Source organism: Tabrizicola sp. (genome assembly GCF_031377265.1).
GTDB lineage: Bacteria > Pseudomonadota > Alphaproteobacteria > Rhodobacterales > Rhodobacteraceae > JAUYQR01.
The window spans coordinates 1-17,938 of sequence record NZ_JANMET010000168.1; the positions used below are offsets into that span (position 1 = coordinate 1).

The following is a 17,938-nucleotide window of genomic DNA, read 5'->3' on the forward strand; positions in this document are numbered from 1 at the left end:
GAAGACAGCTTTGTCGTGCAGGAATGGCTGGCCGAAGGCAACGTGGCCCGGATTGCCGACTACGACTTTGTCCAGGACCAGATCGTCGTGGTCTACGACTCCACTGCCCATCCCGACCCGCAGCTAAGCCTTGCCACCAAATCGGACGGCGACGATGTCACAATCCTTTTGGACGGCGCGCCGGTTGCGGTGGTGACCGGTGGCAGCAGTGTCTTTCTCAGCGACATCCGGCTTTCCGCCGCTTGATATCATCCAACCGGGGCCGCAGATCACCTAGGCCCAAGCTTCCGGTTGTTGCCCATAACTCACGTACAGCGGATGCCGTGGCTGGTTCTGCCCTGTCAGCCCCAGATGCAGCAGGCGGCTGCCGGTGCCGCGCAGCAGCGCCTCTACCTCTGCGCCCCGGTCCAGATGCAAGCCGTGGTTTCCCCACGCGCACAGCACCGCGTCGGCCCAGATGGCACTGTCGGCAATCGCCGCATCATTGCCCGGCCCCACCGGGTCCGGCTCGGCGCGCATTACCTTGGGGTCGGTTGCCCGAAACGCGAAAATGTTGGTCACCCGGAACGCTCCGAACCCCAGTGCCCGCGCCCGCCGTTCGCAGCGCTCTACTGTCGGGTCATTCTGCACTTCCGTTGCCGTCGACGGATTAAGCATCACGAACAAAGCTTTAGGCCCAGGCCGCCAAACCCGCGTCAGCAGATAGCGATACTTCTGGCAATCCGAATAGACCGCTTCCGACACCGCATCGCCCTTGGTGAACTGCTTGGTGATCATCCCACTGCGCCCCGCACCAACCGCTGCAGCGCCGCCCGCCAAGGTTCCTCCGCCTCGCCCTGTGCAATCGCCAGCGCCGCCCGATCATGGGCGGCTGACAACAACCCTGCCAGCGCCGCATCGTGCAACCCTGCTGCCGCCAGCCCCTCGACCAGCGTGCGCGCGCCGGTTTCGCGGTCGATCACGGCCAGCTTTGCAAGGCCCAGCGCGGCCGGCGCTTCAGTCAGCAACAGCCTTGCCCGCCCCGGAACCTGCATTGCCGTCAGAAACGCCTCACCACCACGGATCAGGGCATCAACCGGCGCCAGGCTGGTATAATCCGCCGCTTCCACCGCCAAAGCCACCGCCTCTGCTTCGGCCCTGATCACGGCTTCGAACAGCGCCTCCTTGTCAGCGAAATGGTGATATAGCGCGCCGCGCGTCACCCCCGCCGCCGCCACAATGTCGGGCGTGCCGGTGCCTGAAAAGCCACGCGTCACGAACAGCTTGCGCCCCGCCTGCATCAGCGCCCCGCGCATCGCATCACTGCGCTCTTTCTGCGACCGCCGCATCGTCTCTTGCATACATACATCCTGTATGTTATTTACATTCACAATGTACCCAAATGTAAAAGGAAAGGAAACCCCGATGCAATCCACCAGCTACTACCCGGTCCTGCTCAGCGCCGATGTGCCCGCCGCCGCCGCGTTCTACTGCGACCATTTCCATTTCACCCCGCTGTTCACCGCCGATTGGTACGTCCATCTCCAGTCCACCGAAGACCCCGCCATCAACCTCGCCCTCGTCGCGCAGGACCACGAAACCATCCCGGCGCCGGCACGGGGCAAAACCGGCGGCGTCATCCTGAACTTCGAGGTTGCGGACCCCGACGCACACCATGCCCGCCTCAAGGCTGCCGGCCTGACCATCCTGCTGCCGCTGCGCGACGAAGCGTTCGGCCAACGCCATTTCATCGCCGCCGCCCCGGATGGCGTGCTGATTGACGTGATCCGCCCGATCCCACCCTCTGCCGACTTTGCCGCGCAATACGCCCCCGACGCCCTGCCGCAATAGCCGCCCACTGGCCCTTTGGCGCGCGGACCTGCATAGTGCTCCGGCCCGCCTGCACGCAAAGGCCCACCATGCCAGACCCCGGCTACTTCCGCAGTTTTCTTGCCCGAACCGACGACCGCACGCTCTACAAGATGGACCACTACCTCGACATCTACGACCGCCAGCTTGGCGGTTGGCAGGGCCGCGACGTCTCGTTCCTTGAGATCGGCGTTTACAAAGGCGGTTCACTCCGCATGTGGCGCGAGTTCTTCGCCCCCGCCGCGCGGCTGACCTTCGCCGACATCGACCCGGGGTGCAAAGCCCTCGAACTGCCCGGCACCCAGATCCGCATCGGCGATCAATCCGACCCGAACTTCCTTGCCACCCTTGCGCAGGATCGTGGCCCGTTTGACCTGATCGTCGATGATGGCGGCCATCAGATGCTCCAGCAGATCATCAGCTTTCAGCACCTCTGGCCGCACCTCCGCCCCGGCGGCCTCTACATCGTCGAAGATACCCACACCAGCTATTGGCCCGGCTTTGGCGGCGGCCACCGCGCGCCCGCCAGCTTCATCGAATTCGCCAAAGACCTGATTGATAAGATGCACTCCTGGTACACCGAGGATGATGCGGGCTTCCCGCTGCACCCGATGGCCAGCGAAATCGGCTCGATCCAGTTTCACGATTCGCTGGTGATCGTGGAAAAGACCCGCAAACCGCAGCCCGTCTCGATCACCTCGCGCAATGGCCAGACCGAACGCTCCGACCGTATCCTCAAGATCCGCGGCCGCCGCTCGATCTTCTGACCGCCACCCCCGCGTTGCCGCCCTTGCATCCACGGGCCTTCCCCGCTAGCACCATCCCCGATCTGCAGGAGGCGCTGATGGACGGCATCGACACGTTGAAAGCCAGGTATCTGGCCGCCATCTCGGCTGCCTATGATGAGGCCAGCATCGAAGAGGTGCGCCTTGCAGCGCTAGGCAAGAAGGGCGAGATCAGCCTGAAAATGCGCGATCTGGGCCAGATGGACCCTGCCCAGCGTCAGGTCGCCGGGGCCATGCTGAACCTTTTGAAGGACGAGATTGACGCCGCACTGCGCGCCAAGAAAATGGCGCTGGGCGATGCGGCGCTCGACGAACGCCTCCGCGCCGAATGGCTCGATGTGACGCTGCCCGCCCGCCCCCGCCCGCGCGGCACCATCCATCCGGTATCCCAGGTGATGGAGGAGCTGACCGCCATTTTCGCCGACATGGGCTTTGCCGTGGCCGAAGGCCCGCAGGTGGAAAGCGACTGGTACAATTTCGACGCGCTGAACATCCCGCCGGAACACCCCGCCCGGCAGGAACATGACACCTTCTTCATGCACCGCGCGCCCGGCGACACCCGCCCGCCACATGTGCTGCGCACCCACACCAGCCCGGTACAAATCCGCGCGCTGATGGCCCAAGGCGCGCCAATCCGCGTCATCGCCCCCGGCCGCGTCTACCGGATGGATATGGACCAGACCCACACCCCGATGTTCCATCAGGTCGAGGGTCTGGCGATCGACCGCACCATCTCGATGGCCAACCTGAAATGGGTGCTGGAGGAGTTTTGCCGGGCCTACTTCGAGGTCGACAAGGTCGAACTGCGCTTCCGCGCGTCACACTTCCCCTTCACCGAGCCCTCGGCCGAGGTCGACATCCGCTATTCAAACGTTGGCGGCCAGCTCCGCATCGGCGAGGGCGACAATTGGATGGAGATTCTCGGCTCCGGCATGGTGCACCCCAAGGTGCTGAAGGCCGCAGGGGTCGATCCAGACCAGTGGCAGGGTTTCGCCTTCGGCATGGGCATCGACCGCATCGCCATGCTGAAATACGGCATCCCCGACCTGCGCGCCTTCTTCGAGGCCGATCTGCGCTGGCTGCGCCACTACGGCTTCAGCGCGCTGGATGTGCCGGATCTGGCGGGTGGGTTGAGCGGGTAGTCTGACCGCCCCCAACCCAATTCTCCCAGCCTCGCAGCGCTTTCCCGGCCTTTGAAACCCATCCAGGACAGGGCTTTAGCCTAGTTGCGCCGTCGCAACACGCCCAACCAAAGATCGGGCCTGAATGCATATGTTATTTCCTTATGGCATTTTTAGCATTATTGGATTTGCATACACTTGGGGGTGTAACCGCGGGGTCCAAATGCGCAACTGCGCATCTGGCCAACTTAAGGATGCACCTCAATGACACTCAATGTTCTGGCTTCAAACCACCTCTTTGCCACCCTGATTGCGGGTTTCGCCGGTCTTTCCTGCACATCCGCCACAGCGCAAAGCTTTGACTGGGCGGGTCCATACGGCGGCCTGCACTTGGGTTATGCGGTTGGAGAGTCGACCGCCGTTCCCATCGATGTAAACGATCCAAGCGATGTCAAAGGCGCGTTCCTTGGCGCTCAGATCGGCTATAACTTCCAGTCCGGGCCGTGGGTTTACGGGGTAGAGGCTGATGTTTCCACCACCAACATCGAAAACGATCTGGCAGGTGGCACCATCGTCAATCGCGATGAATATGTTGAACTGAACTGGATGGCCACTTTGCGCGGGCGGGCGGGCTATGCGTTCAACAAGACACTCGTCTATGGCACCATCGGTGCTGCAGCCGCAAATGTCACCGCCATTGACTGGGACGCTGGGCCAGAGTCGGCCACGAACAACCACAGCGGCTTGGCATTGGGCGCAGGCGTCGAATTTGCCATTTCAGATCGGTCCACCTTGGTGGCGGAATACCAGCATGTCGATCTCGAGGACGAGGTCTATGACCTTGGCGATCCTGATACTGTTGGTGTTTCAAGCAGTCAGATCAAACTGGGTTTCAATCTCCACTTCTAGATCTTTCCTCATGGCCATCGTCGGGCACCCGGCCAACGTCGGGCGCCCCAACCCAACCCGCCGCTACCCCGATTGCACCCGATCCCCGGGCCAGCTACGCTTTGCCCATGCAAGACAAAGACCAATCCGCCCGCATCCATCTGGCCTCGCAAGACCCGGCCTTCCCGGCCCAGCGCGAGGCCGCTTATCAAGCCATCGTCGCCGCCCTTGATGCCCTGCTCATTCCGCGCGGCTATGCCCTGAAGGGCAGCACCTGGACGAAGACCAGCACGCAAGGCAAATCCGCCCTGCATCTGCAGCGCAGCCGCTATGGCTGGGATGTGCAGATCGCCCTGCGCTTCCTCACCCCGGCAGGCACCCCACCCGACGGCTGGCCCGAACATGAAGACCTGCCGCTGGACCGCTTCTTTCCGCCCGGCACCTCGGCCCCCGGCACGCTCGCCTATCTCGATGTCATCGAACATCCCGAACGGCTGGCCCAGACACTCACCGCCCTGTCAGAAAACGCGCTGCCCTGGCTTGACGCGAACCATGCCGACAGCGCCCCGCCAAAAGCCATCAACCTCGCCGAGAAACTCAGCCTGTTCACCGATCACTGGTCGCCCAAAGTGATCGCCGCCTTCAATGGCCATGACGTGATGCTGGTCAAGGTACAGGGCGAGTTTGTCTGGCACTCCCACCCCGACACCGACGATTTCTTCCTCGTCCTCAAGGGCCAGCTCACGATCCGCCAGCGTGACGGCGATGTGATCCTGAACGCGGGCGATCTGCACATCGTGCCGAAGGGGGTCGAGCATTGCACCGTCGCCGCGGATGAGGCGCATCTCCTGCTGATCGAACCCAGAGGCACCCCCAACACCGGCGATCCAGCCACCGCAGCGGTCAACCACCCCATCTAACCGGCATCAAACTCTAAAATTTACCTAAAATTCGGCTTCCTCTTCGCCAAATATCCCACGGGCGGTCCGGAGGGTGTGAAACCCTCCGGTCCCCACGGTTCACCCAGCCGCCGCCCGGCCCGCCCAGCGCCCCGTCGCCCAGCACCCGGTCAGCAGATAACCCCCCGTAGGTGCTTCCCAATCCAGCATCTCGCCACAGACGAACACCCCCGGAACCGCCCGCAGCTCCAACCCCTCGGTCACCGCCCCCCGCGTCACCCCGCCCGCCACGGAAATCGCCTCGTCCAGCGGTCGTGGCCCCGCCAGCCGCACCGGCAAGGCCTTCACCACCGTCAACGGCGCACCCTTCGCAAACTCCATCACCAACGCCACCGCCACCGGCGCCAGCCCCAGCTTGCGCAGCCGGTTGGCCGCCGTTTCGCCCGCCCGCATCCGTCCCAGCCGCGCGGCCACCTCCGCCGCGCCCACATCCGGCATCAGGTCCAGCACCAGCCCCGCGCCTTCGCGCAACTCCCGCGACACCGCATAGATCCCGCCGCCCTCCAGCCCCCGCGCCGACACGACAAACTCGCCCCGCTCGCGCCGCCCGGCCACATAGAGCGCCGCCCCCTTCACTGGCTGCCCGAACACCCGTGCCATCTGCGCCGACCAGTCCACCGCGAACCCCATGTTCGCAGGCTTCCAGGCCGCCACCTCCACCCCCCGCTCCACCAACCACGGCACCCATGCCGCGTCCGACCCCAGCCTGGCCCAACTTGCCCCGCCCAGCGCCAGCACGGTCACCGCCGGGGTCAGCACCCGTTCCCCCTCCGGCATCTTAAACCGCAGCCCCGCGCCCGCAAACCCCGCCCAGCGCCAGCGCGTCCGCACCTCAACCCCCGCCGCCCCCAACCGCGCCAGCCACGCCCGCAGCAAGGGCGAGGCTTTCATCGCCGCCGGAAACACCCGCCCCGAAGACCCGGTGAACACCTCCTGCCCCAGCCCACGGCACCAGGCCATCACCTCCGCCGGCCCGAACTCCGCCAGCATCGGCCCCAGCCAGTCGCTGTCATACCTGCCCGCAAAGGCCGCCGCGCCCTCGTCCTTGGTGACATTCAGCCCTGATTTCCCCGCCATCAGAAACTTGCGCCCGACCGAAGCCTTGGCCTCGCAGACCAGCACCCGCCGCCCCGCCCGCGCCAGCTCCTCCGCCGCCATCAACCCGGCTGGCCCCGCCCCGATGACCAGCGCGTCAACCAACGGTGCCGCCCCTGATCTCCACCACCCGGTGCGGATAGGGCATCTCGATCCCCGCCGCCTTCAGCGCGTTCCACACCGCAAACAGCACCGGCGAGCCGTACTTGTTCTTGCCGTCATCAATCCCCGCCACCCAGTATTCCACCGCGAAATCCACCGCACTTTCGCCAAACCCCTTCAGCTCGCAATCCGGCCCGTCCGGTGCGCTCAGCACGAAAGGCAGTGCCGCCACCGCGCGTTCGATGATCTCCGGCACCAGGTTGATGTCGGTCTCATAACTCACCGAAAACAGCGCCTCATAACGGTTAGCACTCCCCTGATCGCTGTAATTCACCACCCGCGTGGTGATGAAATGCTCGTTCGGCACCACGATCCAGCGGCCATCGAACGTCTCCAGCACGCAGGCCCGCGCCGTCATCCTGACGATGGTGCCACGCTCGCCGCCGTCCAGCTCCACATAGTCGCCGACCGTGGTCTGCCCCTCGATCAGCAGGATGATCCCGCTGACGAAATTCGCCGCGATCTGCTGCAGGCCAAGACCAATACCCACGCCCAGCGCGCCGCCCAGCACCGCAACCGCCGTCAGGTCGATCCCCATGATGCTCATCAGCATCAGGAATGCCGCGCCAAAGATCGCAATCTCCGCCGCCTTCACCGCCAGTTCCCGCGTCGCCGGTCGTAGCGCCGGTTGCGCCTTGATATAGCCCGCACTTTGCCGGTTCGACCACGCCCCCAACCAGAACAGCAGTGCCCCCGCAATCACCCCCCGGATCAGCGCCAGCACCGAAAACCGGATGTTGCCCAGCTCCACCACCATGGCATCCAGCCGCACGGTGATCTCGTCCAGCACCCCCAGCGCATAAAGTGCCGCCACCGGGATCAGCACATACCGCCCCAGCAGCTTCAGGAACCCGTCGGTCAGCACCTCGCCCACCAGCGCCCGCGCCGCCAGAAACAGGAACACCCGCTTGCCAAACGCAATCACCTCGCCCGATCCAAAGGCCGCCCGCGTCACCCCCTCGCCCGCCGCCGTCAACCCATAGGCAACCAGCGGCAACAGCAGCGGCAGGAACAAAAGCGCGAACCGCCGCGCCGTGGCCAGCATCCCCGCCATGCCCTCCTTCGGCGTCAGCACCCGCAAGATCACCGGCGACATCCGCCCCGCCAGCACCCGTGCCGCCACATAGGCCAGCGCCAGCAGCGCAAACTGCGACCATGCGGCGGGCGAGGCCAGCCAGCCCATCGCCACATCTGCGCCCTGTTGCAGCCAGCCGCTCAGTTTGCCCGGCAGCCCCTCCATGCCTCAGCCTTTCGCGCGATGGGCAATTCGCCCGATGGTGTTCAACAAGATCTGCGCCGCCAGAATCGCGGTGGTGCCGCTGTGGTCGTAATCCGGCGCCACCTCGACCAGATCAATCCCCACGATCCGGCCCCGCTTGGTCAGCCCGTCGATCAGCTCCAGCACCTCGTAATACAGAAATCCGCCATGCGACGGCGTCCCGGTGCCCGGCGCGATTGACGGATCAAAGCCGTCGATGTCAATCGTCAGGTAGTAATCCACCCCCGCTGGCACCCGGTCCAGCACTGCGGCCAGCCCCAGCGCGCGGATCTGGCGCACCGACAGGATGTCCGATCCCATCGCCCGCGCCGCCTCATACCCCTCCTTCGCGGTCGAACTGACGTTGCGGATGCCGAACTGGCTCAGCCCCGTCACATGCTCCTCCTCCGCCGCCCGCCGCATCGGGTTGCCGTGGCCATGCCGCACCCCGTGGCGCTCATCGACAAAATCCAGATGCGCGTCGATCTGCACGATATGGATCGGCCCCCGCCCGGCAAAGGCCCGGATGCAGGGGATATTCACCGAATGATCGCCGCCCAGCACCACCGGCACCGCGCCCGCGTCCAGAATGGCGCGCACCCCCGCCTCGATGGCGGCATGGCTGCCCTCCGTGTCGGTATGGATGATGTCGGCATCGCCGATATCGACGATCCGCACCCCTTCCAGATAGGTCACGTCATCTTCATGGTCATAAGCCCCGGCATGCCCAAAGGAAAACAGCATCGACGCCTCCCTGATCCCCCTCGGCCCAAACCGCGCCCCAGCGCGCCACTGGGTGCCCATGTCGTAAGGCGCGCCCAGCACCGCGAAATCCGCCTCGATCTTGCCCCAGTCCGGCTGATACGGGCTCTTCCCAAAGGTCGCGATCCCGACAAAGGGCAGGTTCAACCGCCCGCTTTCATACCCATGCGCCACGACAGTTCCCCTGTGCCTGAACCCCGGATTTCATCTGTCCACAAATATCCCACGGGGGGAAGGCCGCGCCCTTCGCGCGGCCTTGGGGGGTGTGAAACCCCCCGCTCACCCCAGCATCCGCTTCACCGCCGCCAGATGTCCGGGCTTGGCCGCCAAAGCATCCGCCGCCAGCCCCCGCGCCGCCTCGATCAATCCTTCCGCCGGCACGATCCGGTCGATCAACCCCCAGGCCAGCGCCTCCTCGGCCCCGATCCGCGCGCCTGCCAACAGGATCATCCGCGCCCGCGCCGGGCCCACCAGCGCCGCCAGCCGCCCCGGGTCCGACGGTTGCGGCAGATAGCCCAGCCGCATCACCGGGTAAAAGAACTCCGCCCCCGGCACCGCGATCCGAAGATCGCACGCCAGCGCCAGCCCCATCGCGCCGCCAGCCAACGTGCCGTTCAAGGCCGCTACCGTCAGCCCCGCAAACCCCGCAATCGCCCCCGACGCCCGCTCCCACAGCGGGTTCACCCCTAACCCCGTCCGCATCTCGCCCAGATCCGCCCCGGCCGAAAACACCGCTCCTGCCCCGGTCAGCACCAGCACCGCCACTTCGGCCCGAACCGCCTCGGCCACCGCCGCCGCCAGCGCCGCCAGCATCGCGGCGGTCAGCGCATTCGCCTTCTCTGCCCGCGCCAGCCGCAGCGTCCAGATCCGCCCGTCGCGCTCCACCTCGATCATTCCAAGCCCGCCCTGCATCAAACCCCATGACAAAAGCGTTTACATCCCTTAACCCGACGCGGAAACCCTTGACGCCCTCCCCCGCCATATGAACGATGCAGCATCTCTTTTCAGACGAAAGGCATCATGATGATGAACCATAGACTCTCGGGCAGCACCGCCCTTGCCCTCATATTGTTTTGCACGGGCGCTCAGGCGCAGGTTACTCCCGAAGAGGTCTGGGAAAGCTGGCAGGCACTGACCACTGGCGCCGGGCAGGAACTGGCAGTCGGCAGCGCCACCCGCAACGGCGACACGCTTGAGGTCAAAGGCCTCGTCCTCACCTTCAAGGACGAAACCGGTGGCAACCTCGCGGCCAACATCGACACGATGAACTTCAAGGACCTGGGCGATGGCACCGTCCAGGTGACCATGGCGGAAAGCTATCCGATCGCCCTCACCATACCCGCCGATTCCGAAGGCGGGCCGACGGAAGTGAAAGTCACCGTGTCGCAGCCCGGCATGACCATCATCGCCGGCGGTTCGGCCACCGAGACCAGCTATGACTTCACCGCCCCCTCCGTCACCGTCAAGCTTGACGAAGTGAAGGACGAGGCCGGCAAACCCGTGGATGCCACCGCCGACATCGTGATGTCCGAAATGACCGGTAAATACCTCGTCGCCAAGACCGGCGATGTCAGCGCTCTCGACAGCAGCTACACCGCCAAAAGCATGGTCATCAACATCTCCGGCAAAGACACCGAGACGTCGACCGACGTAAAGGCCACCTTCTCCATTGCTGATGTTGCGGGCACCTCCAAGGGCAACTTCCTTGGTGCCGACATGATGGCCAACATGGCCGCCGCGCTGAACGCGGGCTTCACCGTCGACAGCAACTTCACCTTCGGCGCGATGACCTTCACCGCCGATACGGTCGACGCCGCTGGCCCGTCCAAAGTTTCGGGCAACGCCTCCGGTGGCGGCTTTACCCTGGCGATGGACAAAGCCCGGGTGAACTACGGCACCACCCTGAACGGTGCCAGCTTCACGGTGTCCAGCGCAGATATCCCGTTCCCGCAAGTGACCGTAGCCTTTGGCGAATCCGCCTTCAACGTGCTTCTGCCCGCGTCGAAATCCGACACGCCGCAGGATTTCGCCTTTCTGACCAAACTGGTTGATTTGACCGTTTCGGACGAGGTCTGGGGCATGTTCGACCCCTCCGGCACCCTGTCGCGCGAACCGGCGACGATCATTCTTGATGCCAAGGGCACCGGCTTTTGGAAGCAGGACATCATGGACCCGAACGCCCAAATGGACGGCGCCGAACCTCCGGGAGAGTTGACCTCGCTTGACCTCACTCAAGTTCTGGTCAAAGCGGCCGGTGCAGAAGTCGGGGCTACAGGTGCGCTGACCTTCGACAATACCGACCTTGTGACGTTCCAGGGCATGCCCGCCCCGACCGGCACGATCGAGGTTTCCATCAAGGGCGTGAACACCCTGATCGACAACCTGATCGCCATTGGCATTCTTCCCGAAGATCAAGCCATGGGTGCGCGCATGATGCTGGGCATGTTCGCCCGTCCCGGTGCCGGCCCTGACGAGCTGACATCGACCCTTGAATTCAAGGACAAAGGCTTTTTCGCCAACGGCCAGCAACTGCAATAGGCCCCATCCACGACATCAAGGCCCCGGATACGCTCCGGGGCCTTTTTCTGTTCCGCACCCGCAGCCCGCGCCCAGAACCAGGAGCTTCCGCATGCTCAGCCGTCCGCTTTTGACAGCCGTCCTGCTCGCCGCGTCGCCCGCCATGGCCGATGTCACCGCCGATCAGGTCTGGGCTGACTGGCAGCGCCTTGCCAGCGCAGCAGGCACCCCGCTTACCGCACTGGCCAAGACCGAAGGCAACCGTCTGGTCCTGTCCCGCCTCGCGCTCGCCCTTGGCACGCCCGATGACCCCGCCACCCTGCGGCTTGACCGGCTTACCTTGGAAACCCGGCCCGATGGCACTGTTGCCGTGGTGCTGCCCGCCAGCTTTCCCCTGACGCTCGATCTGCCCCCACCGCAGGGCCCTGACGATCCGTCCCGCCTGACCTTCACTGCAACCGCCCCCGGCCTTGCGATTTCCATCGCCGGGCTGGGCGATCTTGCGGCTTTCAACATCACCGCGCCCAGCCTCACCGTCACGCTTGATCCGCTGGACCTGCCTGCCGCCGCCAAGGCTGACTATGCCGCCGACCTTACCTTTGCCGCCGCTGACCTCAGCCTGCGCCACCGGCAGGATCTCACGGCCACCGCGCCGATCATCTCCACCAACTTCACCCTCGGCACGCTGCACGCAGATACCCTCGTGGCTCTGCCCGAGGGCGAGGGCGGCTCTTTCACCGTTGATCTCTCTGCCCTTGCCGGGGCTTTCGATCTGCAAGCGCCGCCCGACAGCCTGACCAAGACCTCGCCCAATCTGCCCGATCTTCTGCAGGGCATGTCCGCCACCGATGGCCTGCGCGCCAGCTTCAGTCACGGCCCGTTCGCCTTCACCGCCCGGCTGGCCGATCCTGCCCCCGGCCCGCAGGATATTGCGCTGACCTCGGCCTCCGGTGCCGCCACCCTGCGCGCCGACAAAGCAGGTCTGCTGGTCGATCTCACCTCCGGCCTGACCAGCTTTGACATCACCATCGACGATCCCGAAGTGCCGTTCACCGCAGCCGCCTTCGGCTATGACGATCTCAGCTATGGCGTCTCCGTCAACTTCGGCACCCTGTCCGGCCCCGAACCCTTCACCGTCTCCGCCCGCCTCAGCGCCTTCAGCTTTTCCGAAGCGCTTTGGCAACAGATCGACCCCGCGTCCGTCTTCCCGCGTGACCCGCTGTCCTTTGCCCTCGCCCTGTCCGGCCGCTATGCCGTCAAGCCCGAGGCGCTGGCACCCAATTGGCAGCCCGCCTCCACGAACGACCTGCCGGTCGACATCGTGGCGCTGTCGCTTGATGAACTCCTCCTTTCCGCCGTCGGCGCAAAACTTACCGGCACCGGCGCGCTGACCTTCGACAACAGCGACCTTGTCACCTTTGACGGCATGCCCGCTCCGACCGGCCTGCTCAACTTTGCCGCCACCGGCATCAACGCGCTGATCGACCGTGCGGCCAGCGCGGGCCTGATCCCACCCGACGAACTGACACCGCTGCGTTTCGGCCTCGCCTTCATCGCCAAACCTGGTGACGGCCCCGATACGCTGACCTCCAGTATCGAGTTTCGTGACAAAAGCTTGTACCTCAACGGGCAAAAGCTGCGCTGACCCTGCCTTGCGAACACCCCTCTGCAGGACTAGGTCATGGACAACCGCAAAGGACGCGCCATGACCCCCAGCCTCTCCGCCCTGACCGAAGCCCTGCTTGCCGCCGCCAAACGCGCCGGGGCAGGGTCCGCCGACGCCATCGCCGTCTCTGGCACGTCGCTGTCGATCGACATTCGCAAAGGCGCGCTGGAACAGGCCGAACGCTCCGAAGGGGTGGAGGTCGGTCTGCGCGTGCTGATGGGTCGCCGCCAGGCCTGCGTCTCCGCCTCCGACACCTCAGCCGCGACGATCGAAGCCCTCGCTGAACGCGCCGTCGCGATGGCGCGCGAGGCCCCCGAAGACCCGCACGCAGGCCTTGCGGACCCGTCGCAACTGGCCACCGCATGGGATGCCAGCGCGCTCGATCTCTGCGATCCCAGCCCCGAACCCTCTGCCGCCACCCTTGAACAAGACGCCCGCACCCTGGAATCCGCCGCCCTGTCGCGCACGGGCATCACGCAAGTAGAGGCGTCGTCCGGCTATTCCCGCCGCCAGGTCCATATCGCGGCCAGCAACGGCTTTCACGGCGGTTACGCGCGCTCGTCCCGCTCACTGTCGGCGGTGGCCTTCACCGGTTCCGGCACCGCAATGGAACGCGACTGGGCCGGCGAAAGCCTCACCCACGCGTCAGACCTGCCCGACACCGCGTCCATTGGCCTTCTCGCCGCCGACCGCACCCTGCAACGCCCCGGTGCGGTGCAGCCCAAAACCGGCACCTACCCGGTGCTGTACGACGAACGCATCGCGGCCTCCCTCATCGGCCACCTCCTGTCGGCGATCAACGGCGCGTCCATCGCACGCGGCTCCTCCTGGGCGCGCGACCTTCTGGGCCAACCGATCCTGCCACCCGGTTTCCACCTGACCGAAGACCCGCACCGCCCCCGGATCTCCGCCTCGCGCCCGTTCGACGCCGAGGGCCTCGCCACCCACCGCCGCAACATCGTCGAAGACGGCATTCTCACCGGCTGGGTCCTCGACCTTGCCACCGCCCGCAAACTGGGCCTCACCTCCACCGCCAACGCCGCGCGCGGCACCGGCGCGCCGCCCTCGCCTTCCACCACCAACATCGACCTTACCCCCGGCACCGCCAGCCGCGACGATCTGATCGCCGCCATGGGCACCGGCCTGCTGGTCACCTCGATGATCGGCTCCACCATCAGCCCCACCACCGGGGATTATTCGCGCGGCGCCTCGGGGTTCTGGGTGCAGGATGGCCGCATCAGCCACCCGGTCCACGAATGTACCATCGCGGGCAACCTGCGTGACATGCTGGCCCGGATGATCCCCGCCAATGACGCCCGCCCGCATCTGTCGATGCGTGTCCCCTCGATCCTGATCCCCGCGATGACCCTTGCCGGCGCTTGATCTCGCCCTTCTGACCGATGCCGCCCGTCACGCGGGCCGCATCGCCATGCGCCACTGGAAGCGTGATCCGCAAGTCTGGGACAAGGGCGGCGAACATGGCCCGGTGACCGAGGCCGATCTGGCCGTGAACGACATGCTGAAAACGGTGCTGCTGGCCGCGCGCCCCGACTATGGCTGGCTGTCCGAGGAAACCCCCGACGATGCCGCCCGGCTGTCGTGCGATCAGGTGTTCATCATCGATCCGATCGACGGCACCCGCGCCTTCATCGCCGGCGAGGAAACCTTTGCCCATTCCCTCGCGGTGTCGACCGGTGGCCAGATCACCGCCGCCGTGGTCTATCTGCCCGCGATGGACAAGCTGTACACCGCCTCCATCCACGCCCCGCCGCTGCGCGATGGCCAGCCCATCGCCGCCAGCACCAAGGCCGAGCTGACCGGCGCAGATATCCTGACCACCAAGGCCAATCTTGACCCCGCCCGCTGGCCCGGCGGGGTACCCGATATCCACCGCAGCTTTCGCGCCTCGCTGGCGTATCGGCTGTGCCTTGCGGCCGAGGGGCGGCATGACGGCATGTTCACCCTGCGCGACGCCTGGGAATGGGACATCGCCGCCGGCAGCCTGATCGCCGCGCGCGCCGGGGTGGTGGTGACAGATCAGACCGGGCAGGCGCTGCGCTTCAACACCGCAGGCGCCAAGGCCGCCGGGGTGCTGGCGCTGCCCTCGGCACTGCATGCCGACGTGCTTGCGCGGTTGGTTGGCCAAGGCGCGACTAGAGGACAGGTCTGACGACTGTCCAGTGGACAGTCGTCCTGTCCGATTGCCTGTAGGCGGAAGCCGGGAGGCAAGGGGCTGTCAGCAGTCCCGAACGGTTGAGTAAATCAGGCCGCGCCTGCCTGGGCTGGTGCGAGACTGGGCTGGTGCGAGAATCGCGCCTGCCGGGGGCAGGCAGGCGCGGCCTGATTTGATTGAAATCAAATCCGGCAAGAAACAAAAGGTGCAAGGCACGTTTCCCAGAAGATTCATCCTGCTCTAAAACCGACAGCCACTAACGCTTCGGTCCCTTCGGCGGCACGAACCGCTTCGAGGTGTCCTTTGCATCCACCTTCGGGGCCGCCGGCTTCACCCGCGCGAACGGCTTTTTGCCATCAGCCGCATGGCTCTTGAACCCGCCAGCCTTGCCGCCCGCAGGCCCGTCCCGCTTTACGAACGGACGCGCGCCGTCGCCTGTGGGGGCATAGGTGCGCTTGGCATCCCCCTCGCCCTCGGCCTTCGGCTTGTAGCCAGCCCCGTCGGAAGAGTGGCTCTTGTAGCCGGTGGCGCGCGCAGGCTTGCCCGCCGCCCCGCCAAGGCTCTTGTAGCCCGCCGACTTTGGCGCTGCCTTGTCTTCCGGTGACCAGCGCGGCTTGCGATCCGCATCCGCGTCATCGCGTTTCACATACGGCTTTGCTGCATCGCGCGGCGCATAAGGCTTGGCGGCGAAGGGCTTGGCCGCATAGGGCTTTGCGTCACGCGGGGCATAGGGCTTGGCACCCGCATCATCGCGCTTGGCATAGGGCTTTGGTGCGCCCGCCGCCGCACGCGGCGCATAGGGCTTGGCACTTGCGGCCTCGCGGGGCGCATAGGGCTTGGCCCCTGCATCGTCGCGCTTCACATAGGGCTTGGCCTCACGCGGGGCGTAGGGGGCCTTTTCGGCATCGTCGCGCTTGACATAAGTCTTGCGCGGCTCGGCCGCCGGGGCGTTGTCACCCTCTTCCACCACCCGCGCCGGTTTCGGCGCATAGGCGGGCTTTTCACGCCGTTCCGGGCGCGCTTCGGTGCGCTCCGGGCGTTCGGTACGCGCTGGGCGTTCAGACCGCTCTGGCCGTGCCGCATAGGGCGCGCGTTCCGGGCGGTCCAGCGACGGCTCACCTGCCATCCGCTCCATGATCACGCCCTTGTCCAGCTCCAGCATCGGCCCGAACTTGTCGGCCAGTGCCGCGCCGATCTGCACGTAAGTCACGTCTTCCTGCACCCGGATCGCGCCGATACCGTCCTTGGAGATGCCGCCGGCATCGCAAATCTTCGGCAACAGCCAGCGTGCTTCGGCCCGGCCAGACCGGCCAACCGTCAGGCTGAACCAGACCGATGCGCCAAACTCACCGCGTTCGCGCGGTGCCGCTGCTGCGGCAGGCGTCGCCTGATCCGACAGCACTTCTGGCGCAGACCGGCCCTCGCGCCACATGCGCACGAAACCGGCGGCCACCGCCTCCGGCCCGAACTGCGCCAGCAGTTGCTCCACCATCGCGCCGTCGTCGCCAACGCCCGCCATCAGTGCTGGATGCTTCAGCATCCGCATGTCGTCCTTGGCCGTCACGTCCTCGGCACTTGGGGCAGACCCCCATTCAGCCACAACCTTGGCACCCTGCAGCAACCGTTGCGCCTTCTTGAACTCCGCCGGCACAACGATCAGCGCCGACACACCCTTTTGCCCCGCGCGCCCGGTGCGGCCAGACCGGTGCAACAGCGTCTCGCTGTTGGATGGCAGATCGGCATGGATCACCAGCTCCAACCCCGGCAGGTCGATGCCCCGCGCCGCCACATCGGTGGCCACGCAGACCCGCGCCCGCCCGTCGCGCAGCGCCTGCAGCGCATGCGTCCGCTCCTGCTGGCTCAACTCGCCCGACAGCGCCACCACCTGGAACCCCCGGTTGCCCATCCGTGCCATCAGGTTGTTCACATTGGCCCGCGTCTTGCAGAACACCAGCGCCGTCTGCGCCTCGTAAAACCGCAGCGCGTTGAAAATCGCGTTCTCGCGATCCCGCGCCGCCACCGACAGCGCGCGGTATTCGATGTCCACATGCTGTTTCGCTTCGCCCTGCGCCATGATCCGCAACGCATCGCGCTGGAACTCCGCCGCCAGCGCCGCGATGTCCTTGGACACCGTCGCCGAAAACATCAGCGTGCGCCGGTCCTGCGGGGCCGCCTGCAGGATAAACTCCAGATCCTCGCGGAACCCCAAGTCCAGCATCTCGTCCGCCTCGTCCAGCACCGCCGCGCGCAGGCCGCTCAGGTCCAGGCTCCGCCGCTCGATATGGTCGCGCAACCGCCCCGGCGTGCCGACAACGATATGCGCCCCCCGCTCCAGCGCCCGCTTTTCCGTCCGGTAATCCATGCCGCCGACGCAGGTCGCGATCTTCGCCCCCGCCTCGGCGTACAGCCAGTCCAGCTCGCGCGCCACCTGCAGCGCCAGCTCCCGCGTCGGCGCGATGATCAGCGCCCCCGGCACATCGGCATACAACAGCCGGTCATTGCCCGCCAGCAACTCCGGCGCCATCGCCAGCCCGAAGGCCACCGTCTTGCCCGACCCGGTCTGCGCACTTACCAACAGATCGCGCCCCGCGACCTCCTCGGTCAGCATCGCCAGCTGCACCGCCGTCAGGGTCTCATACCCCTTCGCAGCCAAAGCCTGCGCCATCGGCGCCGCCAATCTCACATCATCCATCACTGTATCCCC

At 65.9% G+C, this 17,938-nt stretch carries 17 protein-coding genes; 10 read left to right on the forward strand and 7 right to left on the reverse strand.

Annotation, left to right across the window (positions count from 1 at the left end):
• Positions 1-246 (forward strand): hypothetical protein (locus RMO18_RS09695; protein WP_309665550.1); only part of this gene is annotated, 246 nt, incomplete at its 5' end.
• Between the two features lie 27 nt (positions 247-273).
• Here the strand turns inward: RMO18_RS09695 and RMO18_RS09700 are convergent.
• Together RMO18_RS09700 and RMO18_RS09705 are read right to left on the reverse strand one after the other, a co-directional pair.
• Entirely contained in the window at positions 274-777 is a 504-nt protein-coding gene (locus tag RMO18_RS09700; protein WP_309665551.1) for a DUF1643 domain-containing protein, read from the reverse strand.
• Positions 774-1,340, reverse strand: a complete 567-nt coding sequence (locus RMO18_RS09705) for a helix-turn-helix domain-containing protein (RefSeq protein WP_309665552.1) — start codon at positions 1,338-1,340, stop codon at positions 774-776. The genes RMO18_RS09700 and RMO18_RS09705 overlap by 4 nt, the downstream gene beginning before the upstream one ends.
• A 64-nt stretch (positions 1,341-1,404) precedes the next feature.
• Between RMO18_RS09705 and RMO18_RS09710 the strand changes: the two genes are divergently transcribed.
• The 5 genes from RMO18_RS09710 to RMO18_RS21110 all read left to right on the forward strand — a co-directional run bounded on the left by RMO18_RS09710 (position 1,405) and on the right by RMO18_RS21110 (position 5,562).
• Positions 1,405-1,830 (forward strand): VOC family protein, encoded by a 426-nt coding sequence (locus RMO18_RS09710; RefSeq protein ID WP_309665553.1) that lies wholly within the window; start codon positions 1,405-1,407, stop codon positions 1,828-1,830.
• Between the two features lie 68 nt (positions 1,831-1,898).
• A complete protein-coding gene (locus RMO18_RS09715) occupies positions 1,899-2,615 on the forward strand; it encodes a class I SAM-dependent methyltransferase (RefSeq protein ID WP_309665554.1) in 717 nt (238 codons plus the stop codon).
• Positions 2,616-2,692: 77 nt separating this feature from the next.
• On the forward strand, positions 2,693-3,775 hold the full coding sequence (pheS, locus tag RMO18_RS09720; RefSeq protein WP_309665555.1) for a phenylalanine--tRNA ligase subunit alpha: 1,083 nt from the start codon (positions 2,693-2,695) through the stop codon (positions 3,773-3,775).
• Between the two features lie 243 nt (positions 3,776-4,018).
• Positions 4,019-4,663: a porin family protein gene (locus RMO18_RS09725; RefSeq protein ID WP_309665556.1), complete on the forward strand. Its 645-nt coding sequence runs from the start codon at positions 4,019-4,021 to the stop codon at positions 4,661-4,663.
• A 509-nt stretch (positions 4,664-5,172) separates the two neighbouring features.
• On the forward strand, positions 5,173-5,562 hold the full coding sequence (locus RMO18_RS21110; protein ID WP_405054040.1) for a cupin domain-containing protein: 390 nt from the start codon (positions 5,173-5,175) through the stop codon (positions 5,560-5,562).
• A 99-nt stretch (positions 5,563-5,661) separates the two neighbouring features.
• On the opposite strand, the gene RMO18_RS09735 is transcribed toward RMO18_RS21110, so the two are convergent.
• The 4 genes from RMO18_RS09735 to RMO18_RS09750 form a co-directional block, all read right to left on the reverse strand.
• On the reverse strand, positions 5,662-6,801 hold the full coding sequence (locus tag RMO18_RS09735) for a TIGR03862 family flavoprotein (RefSeq protein WP_309665558.1): 1,140 nt from the start codon (positions 6,799-6,801) through the stop codon (positions 5,662-5,664).
• Positions 6,794-8,098, reverse strand: coding sequence for a mechanosensitive ion channel domain-containing protein (locus RMO18_RS09740; RefSeq protein WP_309665559.1), 1,305 nt, complete (start codon positions 8,096-8,098; stop codon positions 6,794-6,796). The genes RMO18_RS09735 and RMO18_RS09740 overlap by 8 nt, the downstream gene beginning before the upstream one ends.
• A 3-nt stretch (positions 8,099-8,101) precedes the next feature.
• Positions 8,102-9,052 carry an agmatinase gene (gene speB, locus RMO18_RS09745; protein WP_309665560.1) on the reverse strand — a complete coding sequence of 317 codons (951 nt, stop codon included), beginning with the start codon at positions 9,050-9,052 and terminating at the stop codon, positions 8,102-8,104.
• A gap of 105 nt (positions 9,053-9,157) precedes the next feature.
• The gene (locus RMO18_RS09750) at positions 9,158-9,772 is read right to left on the reverse strand and encodes an enoyl-CoA hydratase/isomerase family protein (protein WP_309665591.1); all 615 of its coding nucleotides are present in this window, start codon (positions 9,770-9,772) and stop codon (positions 9,158-9,160) included.
• Positions 9,773-9,904: 132 nt separating this feature from the next.
• On the opposite strand from RMO18_RS09750, the gene RMO18_RS09755 reads away from it, so the two are divergent.
• From RMO18_RS09755 to RMO18_RS09770, 4 genes are all read left to right on the forward strand, one after another.
• On the forward strand, positions 9,905-11,416 hold the full coding sequence (locus RMO18_RS09755; RefSeq protein WP_309665561.1) for a DUF2125 domain-containing protein: 1,512 nt from the start codon (positions 9,905-9,907) through the stop codon (positions 11,414-11,416).
• Between the two features lie 91 nt (positions 11,417-11,507).
• Positions 11,508-13,040, forward strand: a complete 1,533-nt coding sequence (locus RMO18_RS09760) for a DUF2125 domain-containing protein (RefSeq protein ID WP_309665562.1) — start codon at positions 11,508-11,510, stop codon at positions 13,038-13,040.
• A gap of 60 nt (positions 13,041-13,100) precedes the next feature.
• Positions 13,101-14,444 (forward strand): TldD/PmbA family protein, encoded by a 1,344-nt coding sequence (locus RMO18_RS09765; RefSeq protein ID WP_309665563.1) that lies wholly within the window; start codon positions 13,101-13,103, stop codon positions 14,442-14,444.
• Complete coding sequence (locus RMO18_RS09770; RefSeq protein WP_309665564.1) at positions 14,431-15,231, forward strand: 3'(2'),5'-bisphosphate nucleotidase CysQ; 801 nt, start codon at positions 14,431-14,433, stop codon at positions 15,229-15,231. The genes RMO18_RS09765 and RMO18_RS09770 overlap by 14 nt, the downstream gene beginning before the upstream one ends.
• A 259-nt stretch (positions 15,232-15,490) precedes the next feature.
• Here RMO18_RS09770 and RMO18_RS09775 read toward each other — a convergent pair whose 3' ends face one another.
• A complete protein-coding gene (locus RMO18_RS09775; protein ID WP_309665565.1) occupies positions 15,491-17,926 on the reverse strand; it encodes a DEAD/DEAH box helicase in 2,436 nt (811 codons plus the stop codon).
• Positions 17,927-17,938: the final 12 nt, after the last annotated feature.